Source organism: Flavobacterium panacis, from assembly GCF_024649945.1.
Taxonomy (GTDB): Bacteria; Bacteroidota; Bacteroidia; order Flavobacteriales; family Flavobacteriaceae; genus Flavobacterium; species Flavobacterium panacis.
In genome coordinates, this window is the sequence record NZ_JANKMS010000002.1 from 654,364 (window position 1) to 679,274 (window position 24,911).

The 24,911-nt window shown below is 32.3% G+C and carries 17 protein-coding genes; all 17 read left to right on the plus strand.

Annotation, left to right across the window (positions count from 1 at the left end; all coding sequences use genetic code 11):
• Positions 1 to 15 precede the first annotated feature (15 nt).
• The 17 genes from NQQ59_RS07670 (at position 16) to NQQ59_RS07750 (ending at position 24,903) form a co-directional block, all read left to right on the plus strand.
• Complete coding sequence (locus NQQ59_RS07670; RefSeq protein WP_144215062.1) at positions 16 to 5,892, plus strand: VWA domain-containing protein; 5,877 nt, start codon at positions 16 to 18, stop codon at positions 5,890 to 5,892.
• A gap of 88 nt (positions 5,893 to 5,980) precedes the next feature.
• Positions 5,981 to 7,138 carry a gp53-like domain-containing protein gene (locus NQQ59_RS07675; protein ID WP_144215063.1) on the plus strand — a complete coding sequence of 386 codons (1,158 nt, stop codon included), beginning with the start codon at positions 5,981 to 5,983 and terminating at the stop codon, positions 7,136 to 7,138.
• Positions 7,139 to 7,162: 24 nt separating this feature from the next.
• Entirely contained in the window at positions 7,163 to 7,531 is a 369-nt protein-coding gene (locus tag NQQ59_RS07680) for a tail fiber assembly protein (RefSeq protein ID WP_144215064.1), read from the plus strand.
• 63 nt (positions 7,532 to 7,594) lie between these two features.
• Complete coding sequence (locus NQQ59_RS07685) at positions 7,595 to 8,455, plus strand: DUF5977 domain-containing protein (RefSeq protein WP_144215065.1); 861 nt, start codon at positions 7,595 to 7,597, stop codon at positions 8,453 to 8,455.
• A 4-nt stretch (positions 8,456 to 8,459) separates the two neighbouring features.
• Positions 8,460 to 9,095: a DUF5977 domain-containing protein gene (locus tag NQQ59_RS07690; protein WP_144215066.1), complete on the plus strand. Its 636-nt coding sequence runs from the start codon at positions 8,460 to 8,462 to the stop codon at positions 9,093 to 9,095.
• Positions 9,096 to 9,180: 85 nt separating this feature from the next.
• Positions 9,181 to 10,533 (plus strand): hypothetical protein, encoded by a 1,353-nt coding sequence (locus NQQ59_RS07695; RefSeq protein ID WP_144215067.1) that lies wholly within the window; start codon positions 9,181 to 9,183, stop codon positions 10,531 to 10,533.
• A gap of 81 nt (positions 10,534 to 10,614) precedes the next feature.
• The gene (locus NQQ59_RS07700) at positions 10,615 to 11,079 is read left to right on the plus strand and encodes a hypothetical protein (protein WP_144215068.1); all 465 of its coding nucleotides are present in this window, start codon (positions 10,615 to 10,617) and stop codon (positions 11,077 to 11,079) included.
• Between the two features lie 2 nt (positions 11,080 to 11,081).
• A complete protein-coding gene (locus tag NQQ59_RS07705) occupies positions 11,082 to 12,710 on the plus strand; it encodes a fibronectin type III domain-containing protein (RefSeq protein WP_144215069.1) in 1,629 nt (542 codons plus the stop codon).
• 60 nt (positions 12,711 to 12,770) lie between these two features.
• A complete protein-coding gene (locus NQQ59_RS07710) occupies positions 12,771 to 13,235 on the plus strand; it encodes a hypothetical protein (protein WP_144215070.1) in 465 nt (154 codons plus the stop codon).
• Positions 13,236 to 13,237: 2 nt separating this feature from the next.
• Complete coding sequence (locus tag NQQ59_RS07715; protein ID WP_257698165.1) at positions 13,238 to 15,364, plus strand: BspA family leucine-rich repeat surface protein; 2,127 nt, start codon at positions 13,238 to 13,240, stop codon at positions 15,362 to 15,364.
• 63 nt (positions 15,365 to 15,427) lie between these two features.
• Positions 15,428 to 15,892 (plus strand): hypothetical protein, encoded by a 465-nt coding sequence (locus tag NQQ59_RS07720; RefSeq protein WP_144215072.1) that lies wholly within the window; start codon positions 15,428 to 15,430, stop codon positions 15,890 to 15,892.
• A 2-nt stretch (positions 15,893 to 15,894) separates the two neighbouring features.
• A complete protein-coding gene (locus NQQ59_RS07725; RefSeq protein WP_144215073.1) occupies positions 15,895 to 18,291 on the plus strand; it encodes a BspA family leucine-rich repeat surface protein in 2,397 nt (798 codons plus the stop codon).
• A 64-nt stretch (positions 18,292 to 18,355) separates the two neighbouring features.
• Positions 18,356 to 18,820, plus strand: coding sequence for a hypothetical protein (locus NQQ59_RS07730; protein ID WP_144215074.1), 465 nt, complete (start codon positions 18,356 to 18,358; stop codon positions 18,818 to 18,820).
• Positions 18,821 to 18,822: 2 nt separating this feature from the next.
• Positions 18,823 to 20,955 carry a BspA family leucine-rich repeat surface protein gene (locus NQQ59_RS07735; protein ID WP_144215075.1) on the plus strand — a complete coding sequence of 711 codons (2,133 nt, stop codon included), beginning with the start codon at positions 18,823 to 18,825 and terminating at the stop codon, positions 20,953 to 20,955.
• A gap of 275 nt (positions 20,956 to 21,230) precedes the next feature.
• Positions 21,231 to 22,151, plus strand: a complete 921-nt coding sequence (locus NQQ59_RS07740; RefSeq protein ID WP_144215076.1) for a bifunctional helix-turn-helix transcriptional regulator/GNAT family N-acetyltransferase — start codon at positions 21,231 to 21,233, stop codon at positions 22,149 to 22,151.
• 559 nt (positions 22,152 to 22,710) lie between these two features.
• Positions 22,711 to 23,472 (plus strand): DeoR/GlpR family DNA-binding transcription regulator, encoded by a 762-nt coding sequence (locus tag NQQ59_RS07745; protein WP_144215077.1) that lies wholly within the window; start codon positions 22,711 to 22,713, stop codon positions 23,470 to 23,472.
• A gap of 27 nt (positions 23,473 to 23,499) precedes the next feature.
• On the plus strand, positions 23,500 to 24,903 hold the full coding sequence (locus NQQ59_RS07750) for an L-fucose/L-arabinose isomerase family protein (RefSeq protein ID WP_144215078.1): 1,404 nt from the start codon (positions 23,500 to 23,502) through the stop codon (positions 24,901 to 24,903).
• Positions 24,904 to 24,911: the final 8 nt, after the last annotated feature.

Consider the following 24,911-nt stretch of genomic DNA (forward strand, 5'->3'; position numbering starts at 1 on the left):
AAAATAAGAAAAAAAATGAGTTCTATAAATCTTCAGGAAAACCAACTCTCTGGCTGTGAAACTTATATTGCAATTGTAGTAGACGAATCAGGTTCTATCAATAGTGAAGAAGCACAGCAGATTCGCTCAGGATTGATTTCATTTATCGATTCTCAGGCGAATAGCAAAATCACACTTTCGTTAATCGGAATGTCTAACAGCGATATCGCTGTTAGAACCGATAACGTTATTGAAAAAAGAATTTCCAGTAATGCAAATGATTTTAAACATTGGATTGAGGTATATGGTGATGGAAGGGAAAATATACAATCAGATTATTGGGCTTCTGGTTTAAATGTTGCCAAAAATCTACCTGTTACCCCAGATGTTGTCTTTGTAATTACAGACGGTTTGCAGGTCAATAATTCTGATTTCTTAAAAAGTCTGTTTACTGATTTGAATCTTGTATCAAAAGTTTTTGTTTACGGAGTCACCAGTTCTTTAGATACTATTGAAGAATTGACCACACCTCTTTCTAACTTTTTAGGAAGAGCACCAATTTTAAAAGATAACCAGGCTTCTGTTTTAGATTCAGATTACCTTCGAGCTTCAGATTTCGGTACTTTAGGATTTGAATTAGAGAAACTTGCTTCTGACCTTTCTCGTTTACAAATTGGATGTTTTCCAATTGTAAGTATTATTGCAAATCATTTAAATTATCCTTCCTTAAAAAAAGGCATTAGGGTAAACGCACCATGTGGAACTTTATTACTTAAAAATAAAAGCCGTGTTCCGTTAAATTTAAGTGCTGGAACAAAAATTCATAACGAAAAGAATGTCAACGGACTTGTCTTTAAACTAGATAATTCGGTTACAATTCCTGGAAAATCCGAAATTGAAGTCGTTATTCGAGTTGAAGGAAAACCTTTGGCTTTTGGCCATTCTTCTGCGCTTATTAGTTTAAGTAATGTCGAAAATCCTTCTGGAATCAATATTAATTTTGATATTGGTCGAGGATCATCAATCATCGATATTTCTTCAGAAAAAACAAATTTGCAATCCACTTATTTACAAGTTGCAACAGCCGGTTCACGAGGAATTGACAGTACAAAAGGAATTCATCTTCGTTGGATGCTGGCTGGAAAATTAGGTAAAAACCACCTTCCAAAGGGAGAATTATATAAAGAAGAAAGTTCTAATTTAAGTTTCAACAAACCTGATGACTTTGTTAAAGTCTACAGAGCCCCTTACAACAAAATAAGTCAGGAAATCAGTTTATCACAAAATCCTAATGTTGTTGATAACAAAAAGGCACTTTGGATTTATAAAACAGCAAATCAAAAATCTGTTTATATCAATTTCATCGATACCAAAAAATACAAAGACATTAAACTTGGTATAGATCCGTTAACAAATCCAACTGCTTTTATGCAAGCTTATGGAAATAGTCTGATTGAAATTGAAACCAAAACCGATCTGTTTTTTGCAGCCGAATTAGACTTTTCTTCACCAAGTACTTCAAAAAGTGTAAAACTTGAAACCTTATCTGTTGCCGAAAACAAAATCACGGCAGATAAAAGCGTAAGTAATCGTAAGACATATACTTCAACACAATTAAATAGTCCTATTCGTTTAGTGGCTGAAAATGGAAGAAGCATTCGATTTAAAGCTAGTAATTGTTTTTTTAAATCAATTCATCTCGAATTTTATTCTGATTTTATTACTCAGGCAAATACTAATGGAGATTGGTTTTTAAAAGGCCAATACGGATTAAACACAAATGATTTTAAAGTTTTTGAGCAGCTTGAGCCAAAACTAAATGCAGTTCATGGAAAATGGTTGAAATACAATGATGGCGAATATGTCAACGTTAAAAACTATCAAAATAAATGGAATAGAATCACAGATAAAGACGATATCAGTGATGAAAACATTAAAGATATTGTTACTAAATATATCAGTTTAAGTGAAGTACTTGATAATCCAACAGCAGAAAAAGAGATTTCATTTGGAGATAAAATTCCTGTAAACGAACCAAAAGATGGTGAACCACAAGAGTACGCTGAAAATTTAACCACCATATCTTATCTGGATCTTTTAAATATCGCTGCAAACGATTATCACGTTGCACGTATGCTTGGTTTAGGTTGTTTAGATATTGATGAGGAAGTGTATACTGGTGAATATGTTTATTTAACGGAATATACCACTTTTGGAAGTTTAGAAGATGGTATTGAAGGAACTGAAGTACAGCATCTTTCTATGAGTATTCCAACTTCTGTAAACACAGAACGTAAGCCGCTGCCGATTCAGTTAAGTAAAATTGTTCCTGGATTGAATGTAGATGCAAATGAAAATCCAAACGCAAGAATTACAGATGCAGAAGGATATAGTTTTGATGGGAAGAAAAGATTCGTAAGCTTATTTATGGATGATGTCATGGAATATGATGTTAACGTAGATTTCTTTAAATCTCCTTTAGAATATGATGGAAGTAACTTTACATTCCCAATTTATTTAGGAGTCGATCATAAAATTGCTACAGAAACAATATGGCAAAATCCTGAACTATCGCATGATGTCGAATACAAAAGTGTTGATCAAAATCTAAAGGAATCTAAGTTTGAGACTGTTCCAATTATTATTCCTGAATCTGGTAAATCAATTTTAAATGCCATTCAGGAAAAAACAGGAGAGCATATTTACATCTATCAGGGATACGGAATTAATATTTTCTCTAGAGCAACATCAGGCCGTCAGATTAGTATTAAGTCAGAAATTAAACCTGCAAATAATTTAATCCCGCCAAGCAATATTAATGCTCTTTTGGTTACAGAAGAAAAACCTTTAATGTTTACCTCTCTTTCTGAACAAGAACTATTAGGCAAGATTACTGGAAGCGATAAAACATTAGTTAGAATCTTGTTTGATTATTACTCGGCACAGGAACTAATCAGCTATACTGTACCAAAAGAAATGTCTGCAGAAGACGCAGAAACTGATATAGAATCTATTTTCCCTGATGATAAAGAAATATTTGCCGATCATTTTAAACTGTATTACAAAGATGGACTTCCGGAGGTTGAATATGGTCAAATTGAAAAGATTGAGAATAATTCGACAGATAATCTTACTTCGATTGTTAAGATAAGAGAGTATAAAATTATCAGTAGTGGCCAGGAAGTTAAAATTGGTTTGAACAATACTAATAAAACCCGATTTAATGGGGGAATTTTAACAATTGGAGAGGAGAACTTTTTAATTCAAAACATTGAGGTTGAATCAAAAAGGGATACAAATGGCAATGATGTCTTTGATTATGCTTTAGTAGAAGTATTGAAAAAAGAAGTAACAGACAAACTTCATGCTGATGGAGATGCAACAATAGATTCTGAACAACTTCAGCCTATTAAAATTCCAGAAAACAGTTTATGTACACTAGTGCAAAATATGCAGACTCCCGAAAACTGGCATCAACCTGAAATTGATTTTAAAATTGAATATCCTGAAAGTTTAAAAGCTGTTAACAGAGAAGTTATTGAACATACAACTGAAAATGGAAAAGATTTACAACTAGAAAAAACAAGAGGTGTCTGGGAAAATGCTGTAATCGAAAGAGTTTTGGAAGTTTCTTATGAAATGAATACAGATGGAACTTACAAATTGGATGAAAATGATAATCCGATTAAATTGGAAGTTTATCAAATGAATGAGGACGGTACATATAAATTGGATAAAGATGGTAATCCGATGAAAGTAAATGATGAAAAACATTTAGGATTATACAAAATCACTTTACGAAATTTTAATTTACCTCAGCATCCTCAGTTTCAATCTGAAAATGGAAATTCTGTTGAATGGTCTAATGGTATTGTGCGATTGTTTACAAAAAATGCGATTCCTGTAGAAAATACTGTTCCTGTAAAATCAAGAAAAGAATTTAAAGTTTTTAAAACCGAGAATAATAGTGAAACCGGAGATTTAGTTTTATATATCGACGATCCTGATTTTAAACTTGGTGATTTCGAAACACAAAGCATGGATAAAAACTATGATGAAATTTTAGGTGCAATAAATCCTATTTCAGAAAAAAATGCATCAGATTATTCCAATTTTGTATCTCAGCGTGTCAATTATTATCCAAGTTATAAAGTTTATTTGTACGCAGACCCAGTTTCTGGAATTACGGAACAAAATATTCAACCAAGAGAAAATGAAAGTACACACTACTCTATTTTCGGAATCAGTACACATGCAGTAAAAGAAGAACTTGATTTACATTATAAATCGAAAATTAGTATTCCTACTCCAATGTATGCTGTTAAAGTTGAAAAGTCTGAAAGACCAGAACAAATTACAGGTGGCAGTTTGTATGCAACACGACCAGATTTTTACAATCGTTCGACATTTACTTTCACAACAAAATATAAACAGAATCATACACCTTATGGATTATTGCATTATAGAGCCAATGATGAAGATTTTCTAAATATTTTATACAAACCTGAGACGGTAGTTGTAATTCGTGAAGAGTTAAACAAATTAGGGGGAAATGACGAAATTAGTTTCAAAGAAAGATGGGAAGACTTTTTAGATTTTAACGGTCTTGCTGATAGAGGTCAGTATAAAACTTTACCAGAAAACGAATTAGAAGAAAGCTACCAATTTCCATTACCTGATAATGAAGAATTTATTCAACTCATTAATGATTTTATTGAATGGCATAATGCTGCACAAGGAACACACGAACCGACAATTACAGCAATTACATCATTAAATCAGGTTCTAATTTCACAGCAAGTTCAAAACCCAATGTTGGCGGTTTACTTTATTGAACAAGCTATTCATTCTGCTTTTGTTCCATTAACCGAAGTACCTGTTGTTTATGAATATATTAAAGGAAGTAATTATGTGCCAATTAATAAAAAACAAACCATTAAAGATAAAAACGGAAATTCTTTAAAACCAACAGATAGTGATTTTGATATTGCTCCGATGATGAAACTCATCAGCGAAAGCGAAACTCAGTTTACCGATTTTAACCTTGACGGAAATTCTCAAAATACTTATTTCTATGCTGTTCGCGAAATGGACATCAAAATGAATTTTGGAGCATTTAGTGATCTTTTAGGTCCTGTAAAACTGGTAGCTTCTACTCCACCAAAAACACCCGAAATTAAAAGGATTATGCCAATTCTTGAAAATCAGGTTCTCGGAATTAAGCCTGCAGTTCAGATCGAATTAAATGCTTATCCACAGCAATACAAAATCAAAAAAATCAATATTTATCGTGCTGAAACCATGCTTGATGCACAATCTATCAGAACGATGAAACTGGTTAAGGAAATTTTTATTGATGAAGAAACGTGGTCTGCAGATTTTGAAAATGTCTGGACAGTTTATGATGATTTTGAAGATTTAGAATCTGTTCCTTTTGCAGATGGTCTATTTTATAGAATTACAGTTTCCAAACAAATTGAGTATGCTGATTCAGAATCAACTACTGGCAATCCGGTTATAAATATTGATTATGCTCCATCTCAGCCTTCAAAAATTACAGCAACAACAATTGTCGATACTGTTTCGCCTGAGTCTCCAACTTTAGAAGCTTCAGGAACCCCTACAGGAATAAATGAAGCGATTTTAAAACCTGTCGTTTTCAATTGGGAAAAAACAGTTTATAATGGTAAATATCATTTATACAAAATGAACAATCAAGGTAACTGGGAAAAAATTCAGGAGATTGCTACAAATCTGGACGAGATTACATTGCCTTTACAAGAAACTAATTTAAACACTGATGAACTGCTTATTAAAGATGAAGATGGTCAAAGAATCTATCACCATTTCAAAGTAATCTCTGAAAACTCATCTGGAATGTTAAGCAGTGATGAAAAAATCCTAACTCTTTAAAAAACTGACAGTACCAATGATTTATTTCATTGGTATTGCCTTCAGGTCTTATACAAACATTTAAAAGCAAGAAATAAAACTAAATAAAATGGCAACAAGTAGAAATGACTTTCATAACAAATTCAATAATGGGGATATTCCATCGCACTTTGACTTTGTTGAAATTTTTGACAATTTCGTTCACAGAGACGACGACAAGGCCAATTTTCAAATGGTCGAAACAGGAACAGATAACGCACATTATATAACTCCCGCACTTTTAAAAGCAGCTTTCCAAAATGCTGGAATTATTGCCGGAAATTGTTATGTTCCAATCAAAATTTTTCAGGATAATTTTCTTGAATCAGATATCCAGCTAGATCCAGCTCCTATTATGGATAGCGTTAAAGTTTACAAAAACGGACAATTATTAAAGGAAATTAATGATTATGAAATAAACTATGATAGTGGTGCACTTCACTTTTTAGATCCAATAAACAATCGAAACATTGAAATAAATTACTGGGCAAAAAATCTTGATGCAGAACCAAATGATCCTAATGTTGATCCAATTCTTGGAAGTTTATCTATACCATTTAAAGAAAACTTTGAGGAAGATGTCTTTAATGATGATAAAATTACTTTAAAAGAAATTCCAGTTAAAGATAGTGTTCGAATCTATAAAAATGGTCAGCTCCTTAGAGAAGGAACTGGCAAAGATTACACAGTAAACTATGACAACGGAATTATTACATTTTCTGCCGTAATAAGCAATCGCAATCTTGAAGTTGATTATTGGTATAAAAGTACTGTTTCTTTATCAGATTTGGAATTAAACAACAAATACGTCGATTTAACAACAGCGCAAACTATTGGAGGCAATAAAACTTTTACAGAAACAATTGAAGCTAAAAGTTTTATTAAAACTGGAGGTACCTCCAATCAGTTTTTAATGGCAGATGGTTCTGTATCTACTTCTCCTGGCTCTGATTATGATGCAGGGCATTCTATTGGCGTAATTCCTTTTTCGGGAGGATACCAAAAATTCAGTAATGGATTGATATTACAGTGGGCTTTTTTAAGGAGTAATACAGCAACTTACAGCTTCCCTTTAACGTGGCCTACAGGTGCTCTAAGCGTCATGGTATCTACTGTAAGAACAAGTTCGGGAAGCAGAGGATTTAATCATGTTGCAAACGTCACAGCAAACAGTTATTACGCCGTAATTGATGGGAATAGCGGGTACATGTTTGCAATTGGGTATTAATCATAAACTAAAAATTTAAAAATTATGTATAAAGGAACATATAACGAAAAAGGAGAATACACTGGTTTTTATGTGGAAGGAATTCATGAAAATATTCCTCAACCGTATATCGAATTAACCGAAGAACAATGGCAACAAGCATTATCAAAAAACTATAAAATAATTGACGGTCAACATACTTACTCTCTCTTTGTGCAAGATAAAGAAGAGCTTCTAGAAAACGTAAGAGCTACCAGAAACGCACTTTTAACAGATAGCGACTGGACACAAGTAGAAGATTCTCCTCTTTCTGAAGAAAAAAAAACAGCCTGGAAAAATTATAGACAAGAGCTAAGAGATTTAACAGATACGGTAGATACGGCATCAATTGTTTGGCCTGTAAAGCCCATCTAAAATGATGATTTATAACTCTCAAATGATTATACAATCCAATAACTATTCTTTATTAAAATAAATATGGAAGAAAATATAACATACAAACCTTTTGCTTATACAGATCAATATAATCCAGTAGAAGGAACATCAGTTTATTATAATACTGAAAAGACTTTAGCCGTAAAAAAGAACGATTGTACGTATGGAACAGCTGGGAATCTAGTTACTTTAATTGCTCCTGCTAATAAATTTATTTCTACAGAAAGCGTTGCAGACGCAAATGAACAAGCTGAATCTTGGCTAAATGCAAATGCTCAAGCTTATGCCAATAATACTGGTATTTGCAGTATTAGACCTACTGCATGGCGAGGATCTAATCCATCTTGTGTATTAGAGCCTTCAAGAACATTATTACCATTTGATTATATGATTATTAAATACAAATGGGCATTAGGCGCAGGTCAAGACTTAGATACTTTTACTGGTATTATTAATACTGGTATTAGCACTTTAGACAATAAATGGGTCGGATTCGGACTTAATAGCGAAGTTCCACCAAGTAATTCTGCACAAAACACTTACGTTATGTGGGGTGGAGACGTAATGGATGTGACTGGTACTGAAACTTGTCTTGTAAATTTCAAAAAATTAAAAGAAGATTATTCTAGTTTAAATGATATTCAGGTAAGAATGGCCGGAGTATGGTGGAGCTCAAAAAATACAGGAAATATTGATGTAGAAATAACAACATATCTGGGTGGCACTATGACGAAAGTAGACAAAGACATTGTAAACAGTAATGGACAACAGGTTCAGCAACTAAATTTTTCAAAAAATGTTTCAGTACAAGGAACTCGCTTAACTATAGACCAAGTTACCAATATTGGTTACATTAATTATTCAAACAACCTCTCGACTGCAAATGTTGTAATAAATTATTAAAAATATGGGAAATACAGGATATAAATTTTTTGATTCACTAGAACAATATTACACCGACGATGATACTTCAACAGGAGAAACAAAGTCAAATGTAAAGACAGATGCAGATTACATTGCACCTTTCAAAGATGAAGTTGATTGTCCGCCAGCGATACGTTTCTACAATACATTGCAAACTAAAACTGTTACTAAAAACAATTGCGGACCTGGCCATTTAGGAAGTGCCGTAACATTAACCGCTTATGTAAACCAATTTGTTTCAAATGAAAGTGTAGCAGATGCAAATAATCAAGCCATTGCTTGGCTGGATGCTAATGCTCAGATATATGCTAATAATATGGGAACTTGTACACCTAATAGTGTAAATCCAACAGTACCAACATTACAATATGCCTATTATGGGGGTGAAAACATGACACTACAATGGCCTAATAATATTGATTCGGGGCCTATAAATTATGAGCTGTACCGCAGTATTAATGGTGGTGGCCCTACGCTTATACAATCATCAACAGATACCTTTTTTTATGACATTTTATCAAACGGAATAGAATATTCATACCAAATTAGAATTAATTCCAATGGATATACGTCTCCTTACAGCAACACTGTCAAAGTAACAGGTAACTTGTTCATCTAAAAAAACATAATTTATAATCTTTTGGAGCAAAAAAACTCCAAAAGATTACTTGTTTATTCAAAAAAACTTTAAAATACCACACAAAATGAGTACAAACCATAACAGAATAAAAGTCTCTGATTTAGAGACAAATGAACCTGATAAAATTTTAAAAACTAATAAATATGGAGAATTAGAATTTAGTGAAGCTTCTGCAAACGCCGATTCTCTTTTTGAAACGGGACCAGGTCTAAATTCGATACAATCTAAAAACAATGGAAATACGGCTTCAGGAATTTTTTCGATAGCCACTGGAAACAATACACAAGCTAATGGAAATTTCTCATCGGCAGAAAATTTTGGGACTATAGCAAATGGTACTTTTTCACATGCAAAAGGATACGGAACCTTAGCAGACAATGACTTTGCGTATGCAGAAGGAGATCATACTTCTGCAAAAGGAAATACCTCACATGCGGAAGGAAAAGAGACTATAGCTATTGCCGATTATAGTCATGCGCAAGGTTACAAATGCCAATCTGCTGGGTACTTTTCACATGCAGGAGGCAATAATACTAAAGCTAATGGAGAAAGTTCTTTTGTACATGGAACCAACAGTATTGCTAATGGAGCCAATTCTGTTGTTTTCGGAAACTCAAGTAAGTCAGATGCAAATAATGTTGTCGTTCTTGGAAGGGATATATATGGTAATCAAGCTGATACTACCTACGTAAGCAAACTTAACATAAAATATCTTAATAGTGGAACAACTACAGTCGGTTTAGGATTAGATTCTAATGGCAATGTAATCGGTAATCCTCCACAAAATCTGCAATCTGTTTTAGATACTGGCAGTGGAGCCAATACAAACAATGAAATGACAATTGTCTCTCCTCATTTTAGATTTTTGAGCTCTAAAAGTAAAGGTGCCATAATAACTGATGGACGAGGAATGACAATTCAGGGACAAGAAGGAGGTCTCTATTTAGAAGGAAATTCAGGAGGCCTACATTTGGGAAATACGACAGTTATTGATTTTAGTGCTCCTGCAGAATTTTTATCGGAGACCAGATTTAAATCACCAACTCGAGTTAAAAACGGGAATAATTTAATTTTTGAGGGGTTAGGAAATAACGCAGTCATCAATAAAGGTCAATACAATGGAGATCCTTTACTAATAAATTGTGATGATGGTATTCTAGTAAACTACAAAAATATTGCCACTGCTGTAAATGGTGTTACAGCAGATCGCTCTGGTATGATCGTAACTATGGCAGTAAACAATACAACTACACCGCTTACTTTGTCAGATTTAAACTCAACTTATCCAAATGTTTTGCCGGCTTACAGAGTACAATGTTTTAATATCGATAGTGGAGGAATTATTTATGAAAAAAGTAATATATCCAGTAATGGTATTCCGCAATGGTTTAAATATAATGCAACAAGAGTTTTATAAAACATTAAAGTCCCCGAAAATAATTTAAGGGTTAAGATTAGATAATAAATAGATTGATCAACTTTAAAATTAAAACAAAAAATGCATACAAACCACAACAGAATAAAAGTGGCTGATTTAGAAAATAATGAGCCAAATAAAATTTTAAAAACAAATAGAGATGGAGAATTAGAATTTACTGATCTAACCGCCTCATTAGATTTTAAAACAATTAATGGGGAATCTATTATTGGGAATGGAGATATTGATTTTTCAAATAAACAGGATATTTCAAATCAGATTGAAATAAGTACAAGTCAAACCATTCCTTCCAATTGGCATGGTAAAACTGTACTTTTTACTACAAATTGTACAATTACAGTTCCTAGCTTATTACCTGATAGTTTTGTTTTTAACGGAATTACATTACTTGGAGTAAGTGTAACTTGGGCGATCACTCAACCGTACACATGGTTATTCGGAACTCCTTCTGTAACCGCAGAAAAACAGATTTTCACTTTTACAAAAAGAGGAAATACAAATAGTGTTTTATTATTAGGTGTATAAATATGGGAAGCTTATTACAAAATACAGTTTTTGGAAAATCTAATTACAAAGTAAATACTTACATAGGAGGAATTGGTCCCTCTATAAATAACCCAGTATTACTTGCCAATAAATTAGGAATTGCAGTTAACCGAATTAAGCTTTTCCGAGTTATAGATAATGATATAGAATGCGCGATAATTGGTGGAATGTATGAAGTCAAAGGTTTTAATCACACTGATGTAAGTCAAATTACTTATTATAGAGATCCAACTGGAATTGTTTCAGGAATTGGTCCTCAAGGGTTTTATAATACTGGATTGATCGAAGGTTATTTTCCAAACGCTACCTACATTTCAGTAGCTGCTTTTGATCAAAATCTTTATCCTAGCGGAAAGCCTAAAAATCTTTTAAAAAAATTATATATTCCTTCAGTAACAAAAATCGGTAATACAACTTTAAACGAAAGTGTTTTTAGATCTGGAAATCTAAATGCAGGCAAAATATGGGCAAATCCAATATTACAAACAATAAATTCAGGAGGAGTTGAAGGAGATCTAGCATTTTTAGCAACCGGAAACACTATTGTATATGTTAATGACTTTACAAAGCCAGACAACATTACAAATTTATCTGCAACATCTATTTATAATACAGGAATCCAGCTCAGTTTCACACCTCCAAATTCAATTAACGGAATAGATTGGTATGAAGTATATGTAAATGGCATCTATAAGCAAGACATAAAAAATAGTGGAGATATAATTTCGGGATTAACTAAAAATACGAACTATAATATCAATTTAATTGCTGTTGATAATTTGCATAACAAGTCCGTTTCAAGTGCTACCTTAAATTTTACAACTGGTAATATAAATTTAGATGTAGATGCCGAAAATTTCATAACCTCCTCTCAAAATCATAAGTATATAGATATAATAAACAATTTAGTAGTTTCATTAAAAACAAATAATCTTTGGAATAAAATACAGGCTGCTTATCCATTTGTAGGTAGTACGCAAGTTAATCACAAATTTAACCTAAAGAATCCGTTAGATACAAATAGTGCTTTTAGACTAGTGTTTAATGGTGGAGGTACCCACTCCGTTAACGGATACCAAACTAATGGCAGTAATGCTTATGCAAACACTTTTCTAAATGTAAACACTTATCATACATTTTCAAATGCTGGTTTAACAATTGTTTGTGGAACAAATAATGTACCAACTACTACAAATTCTTTTGATTTTGGGGCGCAAAAATCCAGTTCTCCATGGGAATGTTACCAAATACATTTAAATCATGGAGCATCAAAAAACAACAACGTATTTGTTGTTGGAACAGTTGGTTTGTCAAAAACTGCAGTAAATAATGCAAAAGGGATTCATACCATAAGTAAGACCACAAATACGGAAGCAAGTTATTCTAAAAATGGAAATTTTGACACTACGATAGCAGGTACACAAACTGGAATAGTACCTGCATTACCATATTTTATTGGTTGCTTAAATAATGGAGGATCTCCTTATGGTTATTCAAATCAAAGAATACAGTTTATTATAATTCATGAAGGATTATCCAATGAGGAAGTTAAAACTTTACACACTATCATTGATGCTTTCGAAAATAGCTTGGGCCGAAAAACCTGGTAGCTATACAAAATCTAAAAGAGAAATTTATATGAAGTAAAATCCATAATAAACAAAATACAAATGAACACAAACCACAATAGAATAAAAGTATCTGATCTAGAAACAAATACTTCAGGTAAAATTTTAGTAACCAATCAAGATGGAGAATTAGAATTTAATGAATTATCATCGACTTTAGATTTTAAAACAATTAATGGCGAATCAATTCTGGGAGACGGAAATATCGATTTATCCAATAAACAAGATATTTCAAATCAAATTGAAGTAAGCTCAAGTCAAACCATTTCCCCAAATTGGCACGGCAAAACAATAATTTTTACCACTAACTGTACCATTACAGTTCCGCCAACATTACCCGAAAGTTTTATTTTTAACGGAATTACTTTAACCGGAGTAACTGTTACATGGGCAATAACAGCTCCTCATACCTGGTTGTTTGGAACTCCATCACCAACAACTGAAAAGCAAATTTTTACTTTTACGAAAAGAGGAAATACCAATAGTGTTTTATTGTTAGGAGTGTAATTATGGGAGCTCTAATACAAAACACTATTTTTGGTAGAACGAAAAAATCGTTCGTTTCTACCTGGAGAACTTCTAATATTTCTAATGGATCTAGCGCTGCTGCCCAAATAAAACTTCCTCTAGTTTCATCAGGCACTTACAACTTCATAATAGATTGGGGCGATGGGACTTCTGATACTATAACTAAATGGAATCAAACCCAAGTAACGCATAATTATGCATCTGCAGGAGATTATACAATAAAAATAAGTGGCTTATTAAATGGTTGGGCGTTTAACAATAGTGGCGATAGACTAAAAATTACATCAGTAAGTTCATGGGGAAACTTTATATTAGGTTCAGGTGCTTTTCATGGGTGTGCTAATTTAGTTCTTAATGCAGTATCAGATATTCCAAATGTTAATGGATTAGTATTTAGTTTTTTTGGGTGTAGTTCACTAACCACAATAAACAAACTTGAACAGTGGAATTTAAGCGTGATTAATTCGTTAAACGCAACTTTTTCGGGCTGTACAAATTTTAATCAAAATATTGGTTCGTGGAATGTTACGAATGTTGTAAATCTTTCCGCTTTATTTCAAAATTGTACAAATTTCAACAATGGCGGAAGTAACACGATTAATAATTGGAATGTAAGTAATGTGAGTTTATTTACTAGTGTTTTTCAAAATTGCACAAATTTCAATCAGCCATTAAATTTATGGAGTACAGGAAACGGAACAGGATTTAATTTAATGTTTTCAGGTTGTACAAATTTTAATCAAAACATTGGTTCGTGGAATGTTACAAAAGGAACTAATTTTATTTCAATGTTTCAGAATTCTACAGCTTTTAATAATGGAGGTTCTGGAACAATAGGAGGATGGATTTTAAACACAACTTCGAATGTTGATTTATCTAGTATTTTTTCAGGCTGTAAAAATTTTAATCAAAATTTAGGGGCTTGGAACGTTAGCAAAGTTGTGAGTTTTAATTCAATGTTTCTAGGGTGTACAATTTTCAACAATGGTGGCAGCAACACTATTAATAATTGGGTATTAAACACTACAGCAAATGTTACAATGCAGTCGGTTTTTTATCAATGTTCTGCATTTAATCAGCCATTAGACAATTGGAACACTAGCAGAGTTATTAATTTACAGCAAATGTTTTTTGAAGCCCTTATTTTTAATCAGCCTTTAAATACTTGGAATACATCTAATGTAACCAATATGATAGGAACTTTTTATAGAGCTGAAGTCTTTAACCAGCCATTAAACAATTGGAATACAACAAATGTTACAACTATGAATGCAATGTTTCAAAGAGCGTATTTGTTTAATCAAAACATAGGAAATTGGGACACACAAAACGTAACAACTATGCAGAGAATGTTTTTTTTCGGGTTCGCATTTGATCAAAACATTGGTTCGTGGAATGTTTCTAAAGTAATTGATTTTTCTGAAATGTTTGTTCAAGCAAATGTTTTTAATAATGGTGGTAGTAATTCAATTAACAACTGGGTTATTAATAGTTCTACATCTTCTAATATTTCTATGTTTTCAATGTTTAAACAAGCGAGATTATTCAATCAGCCATTAGGAAATTGGAATACGAGCAGAGTTGTTGATATGAATAGTATGTTTTGGTCTGCTTCTGCATTTAATCAAGACATAGGGAGTTGGAATGTTTCTTTAGTAACAAATTTCGGAGATATGTTTCAAAGTGCTGTATTATTTGATCAAAACTTAGGCTCATGGAACACTGTATCTGTAACTAATATGTCAAATATGTTCGCAGCAGCATTAGTTTTCAATAACGGAGGTAGCAACACGATTAATAATTGGAATGTTTCGAATGTTACAACAATGCAGAATATGTTTTATACAGCTCCCACATTTAATCAACCATTAGGGAATTGGAATGTTTCAAATGTTATAAATTTTCATGGGTTTCTGTTTGGAAAAATAGCAGCTACTTATTCATCAACAAATTTAGATGCAATTTATAATGGTTGGAGCAGTAGACCTGTTAAACCAAATATTTATTTAACATTTGGAACAGCTAAACACACATCTTCATCAATTGCAGGAAAAGCAATTTTGACTGGTTCTCCTAATAATTGGACTATTACTGATGGAGGGATATAAACCTCTTCTACAATTTTGTTTTTTTAAGACATTTAAAACAATAAATAAAAAATACCACAACAAATGCATACAAACCACAACAGAATAAAAGTTTCCGATCTGGAAACAAATACTTCGGGTAAAATTTTAGTAACCAATCAAAATGGAGAATTAGAATTTAATGAATTATCATCGACTTTAGATTTTAAAACAATTAATGGCGAATCAATTCTGGGAGACGGAAATATTGATTTATCCAATAAACAAGATATTTCAAATCAAATTGAAGTAAGTTCAAATCAAACCATTTCTCCAAATTGGCACGGTAAAACGATAATCTTCAACACTAACTGCACCATTACAGTTCCGCCAACACTACCTGAAAGTTTTATTTTTAACGGAATTACTTTAACTGGAGTAACTGTTACATGGGTAATAACAGTTCCTCATAATTGGTTCTTTGGAACTCCATCACCAACAACTGAAAAGCAAATTTTTACTTTTACAAAAAGAGGAAATACCAATAGTGTTTTATTATTAGGAGTGTAATTATGGGAACTCTAATACAAAACACTATTTTTGGTAAAACGAAAAAATCGTTCGTTTCTACCTGGCGTACTTCTAATATTTCTACCGGATCTAGCGCTGCTACCCAAATAAAACTTCCTTTAGTTTCATTGGGAACTTACAGCTTCATAGTAGATTGGGGCGATGGGAGTTCTGATACTATAACTAAATGGAATCAAGCTGAAACAACTCACACTTATTCAGTTGAAGGAGATTATGTAATTAAAATTACAGGAATCTGTAATGGATGGCAATTTAACAATACAGGAGACCGATTAAAGATCTTATCTGTTTTGAATTGGGGAAAATTAAAACTAAATCCTGCTATAGGTTCTTATTTTCGTGGATGTGAAAATTTAAATTTATCAACTGTAGCAGATGTTCCTGATTTAAAAGGAGTAACAAGTCTTGCATTTGCATTTAGCGCTTGTACATCTTTAAATGCGATTAATAAAATAAATGAATGGGATGTATCAAACATTACAACATTTGAATCAATGTTTTACGCGACTCCATTTAATCAAAATATAGGTGCATGGAATGTTTCTAATTCTACAAATTTCGCTAATATGTTTTTTCATAATTCAAAGTTTAATAATGGAGGAAGTCCTGATATTAACAATTGGGTATTTAGAACAACTGGAACAATAACTCTTAGCGGAATGTTTAGTAATGCTACATCATTTAATCAGCCGCTAAATAATTGGAATACTGAATTCTGCGGTTTTTTTCAAAATATATTTCGAAATGCGGCATCTTTTAATCAGGATTTAAGCTCATGGAACGTTTCAAATGGTGCAATTTTTACAGAGATGTTTGCAGGAGCGACTTCTTTTGATCAAAATATTGGCTCTTGGAATGTCTCAAAAGTAATAACTTTCACTAATATGTTTTCAGGAGCAACCTCATTTAATAATGGAGGAAGTTCCGACATAAATAATTGGGCATTAAATACAAGTTCTCCAATTACTATGTTTGGAATGTTTTCAGGAGCGACTAAATTTAATCAACCTATAGGAAACTGGAATACTGAAAAAAACATTAGCTGTGCTCAAATGTTTTTGAATGCTACAGCATTTAATCAAAATATTGGTTCTTGGAATATGAGCAATGTTACTACGTGCGAATCTATGTTCACAAGTTATACCAACAATGCTTTTAATAATGGAGGTAGTGATTCAATAAATTCATGGAATGTAGCAAATGTAACTAATATGCGATTAATGTTTATGAGAGCGAGATCTTTTAATCAAAATATTGGTTCTTGGAATGTTTCTAACGTAAGTTATTTTCAAAGTATGTTTCAAGATGCTAATGCATTTAATAATGGAGAAAGTAATACAATTAATAATTGGACCTTAAATACTTCATCTGATGTAAATATGGCAAGTATGTTTTATGGTGCATCTTCATTTAATCAGCCAATTAATTCGTGGAATACTTCTAAAGTTATAACAATGGCGTCTATGTTTACTGGAGCATCAGTATTTAATCAATCACTTGATTCATGGAATGTTTCCAATGTAAATAATATGTCTCAAATGTTCAACGGAGCTCCATTATTTAATCAAAACTTAGGCTCTTGGAATGTATCTAGTGTAACAAATTTCGCTGCTATGTTTGACAATGCGATAGCGTTTAACAACGGTGGAAGCGATACAATCAATAATTGGGTATTAAATACGACATCTCTGATTGCTAGTAGTATGTTTGCTAATGCATCTTCATTCAATCAGCCTTTAAATAATTGGAACACTTCTGCTATCATAACAATGCAAAATATGTTTTACTCGTGCAATAACTTTAATCAAAATATAGGTTCATGGAATGTATCTAATGTTACAAATTTTCAATCAATGTTTGAATATTCTCCATTATTCAATAATGGTGAAAGTTCTGACATTAATAATTGGGTTATTAATACAACATCAAACGTAACAATGTTCGGAATGTTTAAAAGGGCAATAGCATTTAACCAACCAATTAATTCGTGGAATGTTTTAAACGTTACAAATATGTCTCAAATGTTTTATCAAAGTATTGCATTCAATCAGCCTTTAAATTCTTGGAATGTTACAAATGTTGCGAATATGAACAGTATGTTTTATTCTATTGGCACACCAACCGTATTCAATCAAGATATTGGCCCCTGGAATGTTTCCAATGTGACAGATTTTGGGAACTTTATGCTAGGTAAATCAGTAAATAATTTTGCAACAGCTAACTTAGATGCAATTTATAAAGGTTGGAGCAGTAGACCCGTTAAACCCAATGTTAATTTAACATTTGGAACTGCTAAATACACATCTTCATCAATTGCAGGAAAAGCAATTTTGACTGGTTCTCCTAATAATTGGACTATTACTGATGGAGGGATATAAACCTCTTCTACAATTTTGTTTTTTTAAGACATTTAAAACAATAAATAAAAAATACCACAACAAAATGCATACAAACCACAACAGAATAAAAGTTTCCGATCTAGAAACAAATACTTCGGGTAAAATTTTAGTAACCAATCAAAATGGAGAATTAGAATTTAATGAATTATCATCGACTTTAGATTTTAAAACAATTAATGGCGAATCAATTCTGGGAGACGGAAATATTGATTTATCCAATAAACAAGATATTTCAAATCAAATTGAAGTAAGTTCAAGTCAAACCATTTCTACCAATTGGCACGGTAAAACGATAATTTTCAACACTAACTGTACCATTACGGTTCCGCCAACATTACCCGAAAGTTTTATTTTTAACGGAATTACTTTAACTGGAATAACTGTTACATGGGCGATAACAGCTCCTCATACTTGGTTGTTTGGAAATCCATCAGCAACAACCGAAAAGCAAATTTTTACTTTTACAAAAAGAGGAAATACCAATAGTGTTTTATTATTAGGGGTGTAATTATGGGAGCTCTAATACAAAACACTATTTTTGGTAGGACGAAAAAATCGTTCGTTTCTACCTGGAGAACTTCTAATATTTCTACAGGATCTAGCGCTACCACACAAATAAAACTTCCTCTAGTTTCATCAGGCACTTACAACTTCATAATAGATTGGGGCGATGGGAGTTCTGATACTATAACTAAATGGAATCAAGCTGAAACAACTCACACTTATTCAGTTGAAGGAGATTATCTAATTAAAATTACAGGAATCTGTAATGGATGGCAATTTAACAATGCAGGAGACCGATTAAAGATCTTATCTGTTTTGAATTGGGGAAAATTAATGCTCGGAAATACAGGTAGTTATTTTTATGGATGCAGCAATTTAAATTTAGCAAGAGTATTAGATGTTTTAGATTTAGCAGGAACAACAGATTTAACAAACTGTTTTGTATCATGTACCTCATTAACAAGTATAGGTAAAATCGATGAGTGGAACACAAGTAGTGTTACTGTTATGGCAACAATGTTTAATAATTGTACAAATTTCAATCAAAACATTGGTTCTTGGAATCTTTCAAATGTAACAAATATATCAGGTATGTTTCAAGGAGCAACATTGTTTAACAATGGCGGAAGTAATACAATAAACAACTGGAATACTTCTCTTGTTACGACTATGAATTCTACTTTTAGTCTTGCAAGATCATTTAATCAATCAATCGGAAATTGGAATGTTTCAAACGTGACAAATTTTGGATTTATGTTTCATAATGCTATAAGTTTTAATAATGGTGGGAATTCGAATATTAATAATTGGGTTATTAATACGACAAATTCAGTTGTAATGAGTAGCATGTTTCAAAGCTCTACGGTTTTTAATCAACCAATAGGAAATTGGAATATGTCCAAGGTTACACTTACAAATGCAATGTTTTTTGGTACAGGCGCATTTAATCAAAATATAGGAGCTTGGGATATGTCATCGGTTACTAATACAGATAAAATGTTTCAATCATCTCCGTTTTTCAACAATGGTGGCAGTAGTTCAATAAACAACTGGAATGTTTCAAACGTCACAAGTATGGGACTTATGTTTGCTTTTGCTTATACTTTTAATCAAGACATTAGTTCTTGGAATGTTTCAAAAGTTAAAGGCATGACTCAAATGTTTCAAGAAACTATATTTAATAAGCCAATTGGGATTTGGGACGTATCAAGTGTGACTCAAATGAATGGTATGTTTATTAATGCAAAAGCTTTCAATCAAAATATTGATGCATGGAATGTTTCTAATGTTACAGATTTCACAAGCATGTTTCAAGGCGCAACCTCATTCAACCAAAATATTGGTTCTTGGGATGTTTCTAACTCGGGAGGTTTTTCAAAGATGTTTCAAGGTGCGACTGCATTTAATAATGGAGGTAGCAACACTATTGATAATTGGAAAATAAATACAAATCCTAACCTTTCAATTGAATCAATGTTTAGATCAGCAGTCGCATTTAATCAACCAATTGGTTCGTGGAACGTTTCAAGGATAACGAGTTTCTCAAATATGTTTTATGAAGCAACTACATTCAATCAAAATATAGGTATGTGGAACGTTTCAACTTGTGTAAATTTCTCGGGAATGTTTCAAGGTGCAATTGCATTCAATCAAGACATTGGCTCTTGGAATGTTGTAAACTCGAAAAATTTTGCAAATATGTTTTATGGAGCAAATGCATTTAACAACGGAGGCAGTAACGCTATTAGTAATTGGATGATAAATACAACAAGTTCTGTTGATATGTCTGGTATGTTTAGTTACGCAACCGCATTCAATCAACCAATTGGACTATGGAATGTTTCCAATGTTACTAGCATGGGAGGTATGTTTTCAGGAGCTACCACATTTAATCAGAATATTGGCTCTTGGCATGTTTCTAATGTTACAAATTTTACAAATTTTATGTCTGGAAAACTATCACAAAACTACTCTGCTACTAATTTAGATTCTATTTACAATGGTTGGAGTTCAAGACCTGTTAAAACAGCTATAAATATAAATTTCTATACCATAAAGAGAACTTCTGCAAGTGATGCTGGAAAAGCTAAATTAACTTCTCAACCAAACAATTGGATCATAACAGATGGAGGAATATAAGAGGTTTTAAAATCACTAAACACATTTCAAATAAAAAAGATACTTAAATGAGTATAACTTATTCGAAAAATAAACATTTAAATTTCATCTAAAACTACGATGAACATTCAATAATGATTTTAGGACTATAATTATGGGGAATCTTTTAAAATGAATGCAAATTTGAAAATAATCTATATTCATAATTTTTCTTTTCAAAAAACATTTTTTCAAATAGTTGACAAAAGCAACTAATTTTATATATTTGTATTTCAGAAATACAATATCATAAAATCATGAATACTACAACTTCAAAAATTAGAAGTTTCAATCGCTTTTATACTGCCCATTTAGACATCTTAAGTCAACATTATTTGGATAGCGAATATTCTTTAACAGAAATACGAATCCTTTATGAGATCAGCGAAGGCAAAATCATAACAGCACAAAAAATCACTGAAATATTAAATCTAGATAAAGGTTATTTAAGTCGGATTTTAAAACGCTTTCTAAAAGAAAATCTGATTGTGAAAATTGCATCAGATGAAGATAAACGTGCTTTTAATATCAAACTTACCGATTCAGGAAATGAATTATTAAGCATTTTGAATACAAAATCTGAAAATAAGATTGATGGTAAAATTGAAAAGCTAAACAGTTCTGAAAAGGAAATCTTAGTCAATTCGATGCATACCGTTAGAAATTTGTTGACGGATAATAAAATAGCACGAGAAGATATCAAATACCGTCACGAAATTACTCCAGGAGATATTGGATATATTATTCATCTACACGGTACGATTTACAGCAAAGAATATAATTTTTCGACTGATTTTGAAAAATATGTAATCAAGACTTTTTATACTTTTTTAGAAAATTATTCTCCCGAAAACGACCGGGTTTGGATGGCAGAATACAATAACAAAATTGTAGGTTGTGTAGCCATCGTTCATCAACCTAATGATGAAGCACAATTGAGATGGTTTCTTCTAGATCCTGCTTTTAGAGGATTGGGAATTGGAAAAAAACTTCTTACCGATGCTGTAAATTTTTGTAAAGAAAAACAATATAAAAATGTCTTTTTGCTCACCACAAATCTCCAAAACAAAGCCTTAGAAATGTATAAACTAGCAGGCTTTGAACTTACTCAATCTGAAGAAGTTCAAGAATGGGGATTAACCTTTAATGAAGAACGTTACGACCTTAAATTAAGTTAAAAACAAACCTCCAAAGTCAAATTGATTTTGGAGGTTTTCTTTTTTTTTTATGATTTATAATACAAATCATTCTTTTTGCATCTCTTTTAATAGCTTCTCTACTGAAAAGATTATATGGATAAGCTTTCTTTCAGTTTTCAATACAAAACCACTTCTCCAATAATATTACAAATATAAGGTACTCCTTACCTAACCTGACATTCAATTTCTCTATCAAATACATTCATATCATTATATTTTTTTGACTAGAGGGCTTTATAAAAGCTTTTTTTCTCAAAAAGCTATTCTTATGTTACAAAACAAAAAAATCGAAAAATACCGTTACTAACATCAATAAAACTAGTGTAAATTTAAAAATCAGACATCTTTAAGCACAACACTTAAAGTTACTAAATCTTTCAAAAATTTTTCTTTTACTTTCTTTTTCTTTCTTTTATTTTTGTTTTAATTATTTTTTATTACATTTGACTTATGTTTAATTCGTTTTCACTTTGTGTTTACTCTTAATTTATTTTGCTTTTGTCTATATTTGTTATTCAAATTATAAAAAACTAATAAGATGTTAGCCAATCAAAGAAGAGAAAAAATACTAGACCTTTTGAAAGAAGATGGTTTTGCTAAAGTGAACAATTTAGCTCGTTTATTCAAAGTCACAGAAGTAACGATTCGTCAAGATCTAGAAAAACTAGATAGCGAAGGATTAATTCTGAAAGAACACGGAGGAGCAAGCATAAAAAATGTAGAAGATCAAGTACGTAGTTTTTCGTTGCAACGTCAGGAAAATCTTGAAAAGAAATCGGCAATTGCTGAAAAGTGCATTGAATTTATTGACAATGGAGATACTATCATTTTAGATTCCGGATCGACAACAACAGAAATTGCAAAAAGATTAAAAGGAATAAAACAGCTAACTGTAATTACCAATGCATTAAACATTGCATTATTGTTAGGAACAGATCCAGATATTGAGGTTATCATGACTGGTGGAGAATTCAAACCACCTACATTATCACTGACAGGACAGAAAGCTGCTGACTTTTTTAAGGGATTGAATGTTCAGAAATTGTTTTTAGCCACAGCAGGAATATCATTAAAAGCAGGACTTACGTATCCTAGTATTAGTGATTTGGTTGTAAAAAAAGCAATGATAGAAGCCGCAGAAGTGACGTATCTAGTAGCAGATAGCACAAAAATTGGCAAAAGTGCACTCGCCAGTTTAGGAGCACTTTCGCTAATTGATTATATAATAACTGACAACAATATTGAAGAAAAACACAAACAAGTCTTTAGAGACAACGAAATTGAAGTAATAGTAGCATAAGATACAAAACCCTTTTAATAAAAAGTAATGGCAATATCAACATTAGGAGTAATAATTGGAAACAGAGATTTTTTTCCAGACAGTTTAGTAGAAAAGGCAAGATTTGAAATTATTGAAGTTTTTACCAAATTAAATATCAAACCCATTTTATTAGACAGCACGGATACTAAACTGGGTGGCGTAGAAACCTATAAAGAAGCCCAAAAATGTGCCGAACTATTCAAAAAACATCAGGATGAAATTATGGGAGTACTTGTTTTACTGCCTAATTTTGGAGATGAAAAAGGTGTAGCCGACACCCTAAAACTTGCTAATTTAAACGTTCCTGTGTTGATACAGGCCTATCCCGACGAATTAACCAAACTAAACGTAGCTAACAGACGTGATTCGTGGTGTGGTAAAATCTCAGTCTGCAACAATCTATACCAATATGGTATAAAATATTCTTTGACAAGTCAGCACGTTATGAGTCCATCTGATCCAATTTTTCAAAAAGACTTACTGGACTTTACAGCTGTTTGCAGAGTGGTTAAAGGAATGCGAAATGTACGCATTGGGGCTATTGGAGCCAGACCAGGCGCCTTTAATACCGTTCGCTATTCTGAAAAAATATTACAAAGAAATGGCATAACAGTAACTACAGCCGATTTATCTGAAATTTTAGGAAAAGCAAATAAATTAACTGCAGAAGATGCTTCAGTCAAACAACATTTAGAATCTATAAATGCGTATGTTGCCCAAGGTAAAACGCCTAATGAAGCAATGCTTCAAATTGCAAAGTTAGATGTTGTCCTGAAAGATTTTATGGAAGAACATGCTTTAGACGCTACAGCTATTCAATGTTGGACTTCACTGCAACAAAACTATGGTTGCAATGTGTGCACAAGTATGAGTATCATGAGTGAAAATATGCTTCCAAGTGCTTGTGAGGTAGATGTCACAGGAACTTTGAGCATGTATGCTATGCAATTGGCTTCAGGATCACCAAGTGCACTAGTAGATTGGAATAACAACTACGCCGATGATCCTGAGAAATGTGTACTATTTCATTGTGGAAATTGGGCGAAATCATTCATTCCAGACATCCAATTAAGTACTGCTCCTATTTTAGGAACTACTGTTGGAGTTGAAAATACCTACGGTGCCTTAGACGGAAGAACACCAGCAATGCCACTTACTTATGGAAGAATTAGCACGGATGATCCTAAAGGAATCATTAAAGTTTATATTGGCGAAGGCGAACTTACTGATGACTCATTAAATACTTTTGGCAATAGAGCTGTAGCGCAAATACCTAATCTACAAGAGTTAATGAAATACATCTGTAAAAACGGATTTGAACACCATGTAGTAATGAATGCCTCAAAAACTGCAGCAATCTTAGAAGAAGCCCTAGGAAATTATATGGGCTGGGAAGTTTACAAACACTAAATGAATTA

Excerpts from the sequence above, each read along its gene's own strand:
- NQQ59_RS07715 (WP_257698165.1), top strand. The coding sequence starts at position 13,238 with ATGGGAGCTCTAATACAAAACACTATTTTTGGTAGAACGAAAAAATCG.
- NQQ59_RS07750 (WP_144215078.1), top strand. The coding sequence starts at position 23,500 with ATGGCAATATCAACATTAGGAGTAATAATTGGAAACAGAGATTTTTTT.
- NQQ59_RS07725 (WP_144215073.1), top strand. The coding sequence starts at position 15,895 with ATGGGAACTCTAATACAAAACACTATTTTTGGTAAAACGAAAAAATCG.
- NQQ59_RS07680 (WP_144215064.1), top strand. The coding sequence starts at position 7,163 with ATGTATAAAGGAACATATAACGAAAAAGGAGAATACACTGGTTTTTAT.
- NQQ59_RS07670 (WP_144215062.1), top strand. The coding sequence starts at position 16 with ATGAGTTCTATAAATCTTCAGGAAAACCAACTCTCTGGCTGTGAAACT.
- NQQ59_RS07700 (WP_144215068.1), top strand. The coding sequence starts at position 10,615 with ATGCATACAAACCACAACAGAATAAAAGTGGCTGATTTAGAAAATAAT.
- NQQ59_RS07705 (WP_144215069.1), top strand. The coding sequence starts at position 11,082 with ATGGGAAGCTTATTACAAAATACAGTTTTTGGAAAATCTAATTACAAA.
- NQQ59_RS07735 (WP_144215075.1), top strand. The coding sequence starts at position 18,823 with ATGGGAGCTCTAATACAAAACACTATTTTTGGTAGGACGAAAAAATCG.
- NQQ59_RS07710 (WP_144215070.1), top strand. The coding sequence starts at position 12,771 with ATGAACACAAACCACAATAGAATAAAAGTATCTGATCTAGAAACAAAT.
- NQQ59_RS07745 (WP_144215077.1), top strand. The coding sequence starts at position 22,711 with ATGTTAGCCAATCAAAGAAGAGAAAAAATACTAGACCTTTTGAAAGAA.
- NQQ59_RS07690 (WP_144215066.1), top strand. The coding sequence starts at position 8,460 with ATGGGAAATACAGGATATAAATTTTTTGATTCACTAGAACAATATTAC.
- NQQ59_RS07675 (WP_144215063.1), top strand. The coding sequence starts at position 5,981 with ATGGCAACAAGTAGAAATGACTTTCATAACAAATTCAATAATGGGGAT.
- NQQ59_RS07740 (WP_144215076.1), top strand. The coding sequence starts at position 21,231 with ATGAATACTACAACTTCAAAAATTAGAAGTTTCAATCGCTTTTATACT.
- NQQ59_RS07695 (WP_144215067.1), top strand. The coding sequence starts at position 9,181 with ATGAGTACAAACCATAACAGAATAAAAGTCTCTGATTTAGAGACAAAT.
- NQQ59_RS07720 (WP_144215072.1), top strand. The coding sequence starts at position 15,428 with ATGCATACAAACCACAACAGAATAAAAGTTTCCGATCTGGAAACAAAT.
- NQQ59_RS07730 (WP_144215074.1), top strand. The coding sequence starts at position 18,356 with ATGCATACAAACCACAACAGAATAAAAGTTTCCGATCTAGAAACAAAT.
- NQQ59_RS07685 (WP_144215065.1), top strand. The coding sequence starts at position 7,595 with ATGGAAGAAAATATAACATACAAACCTTTTGCTTATACAGATCAATAT.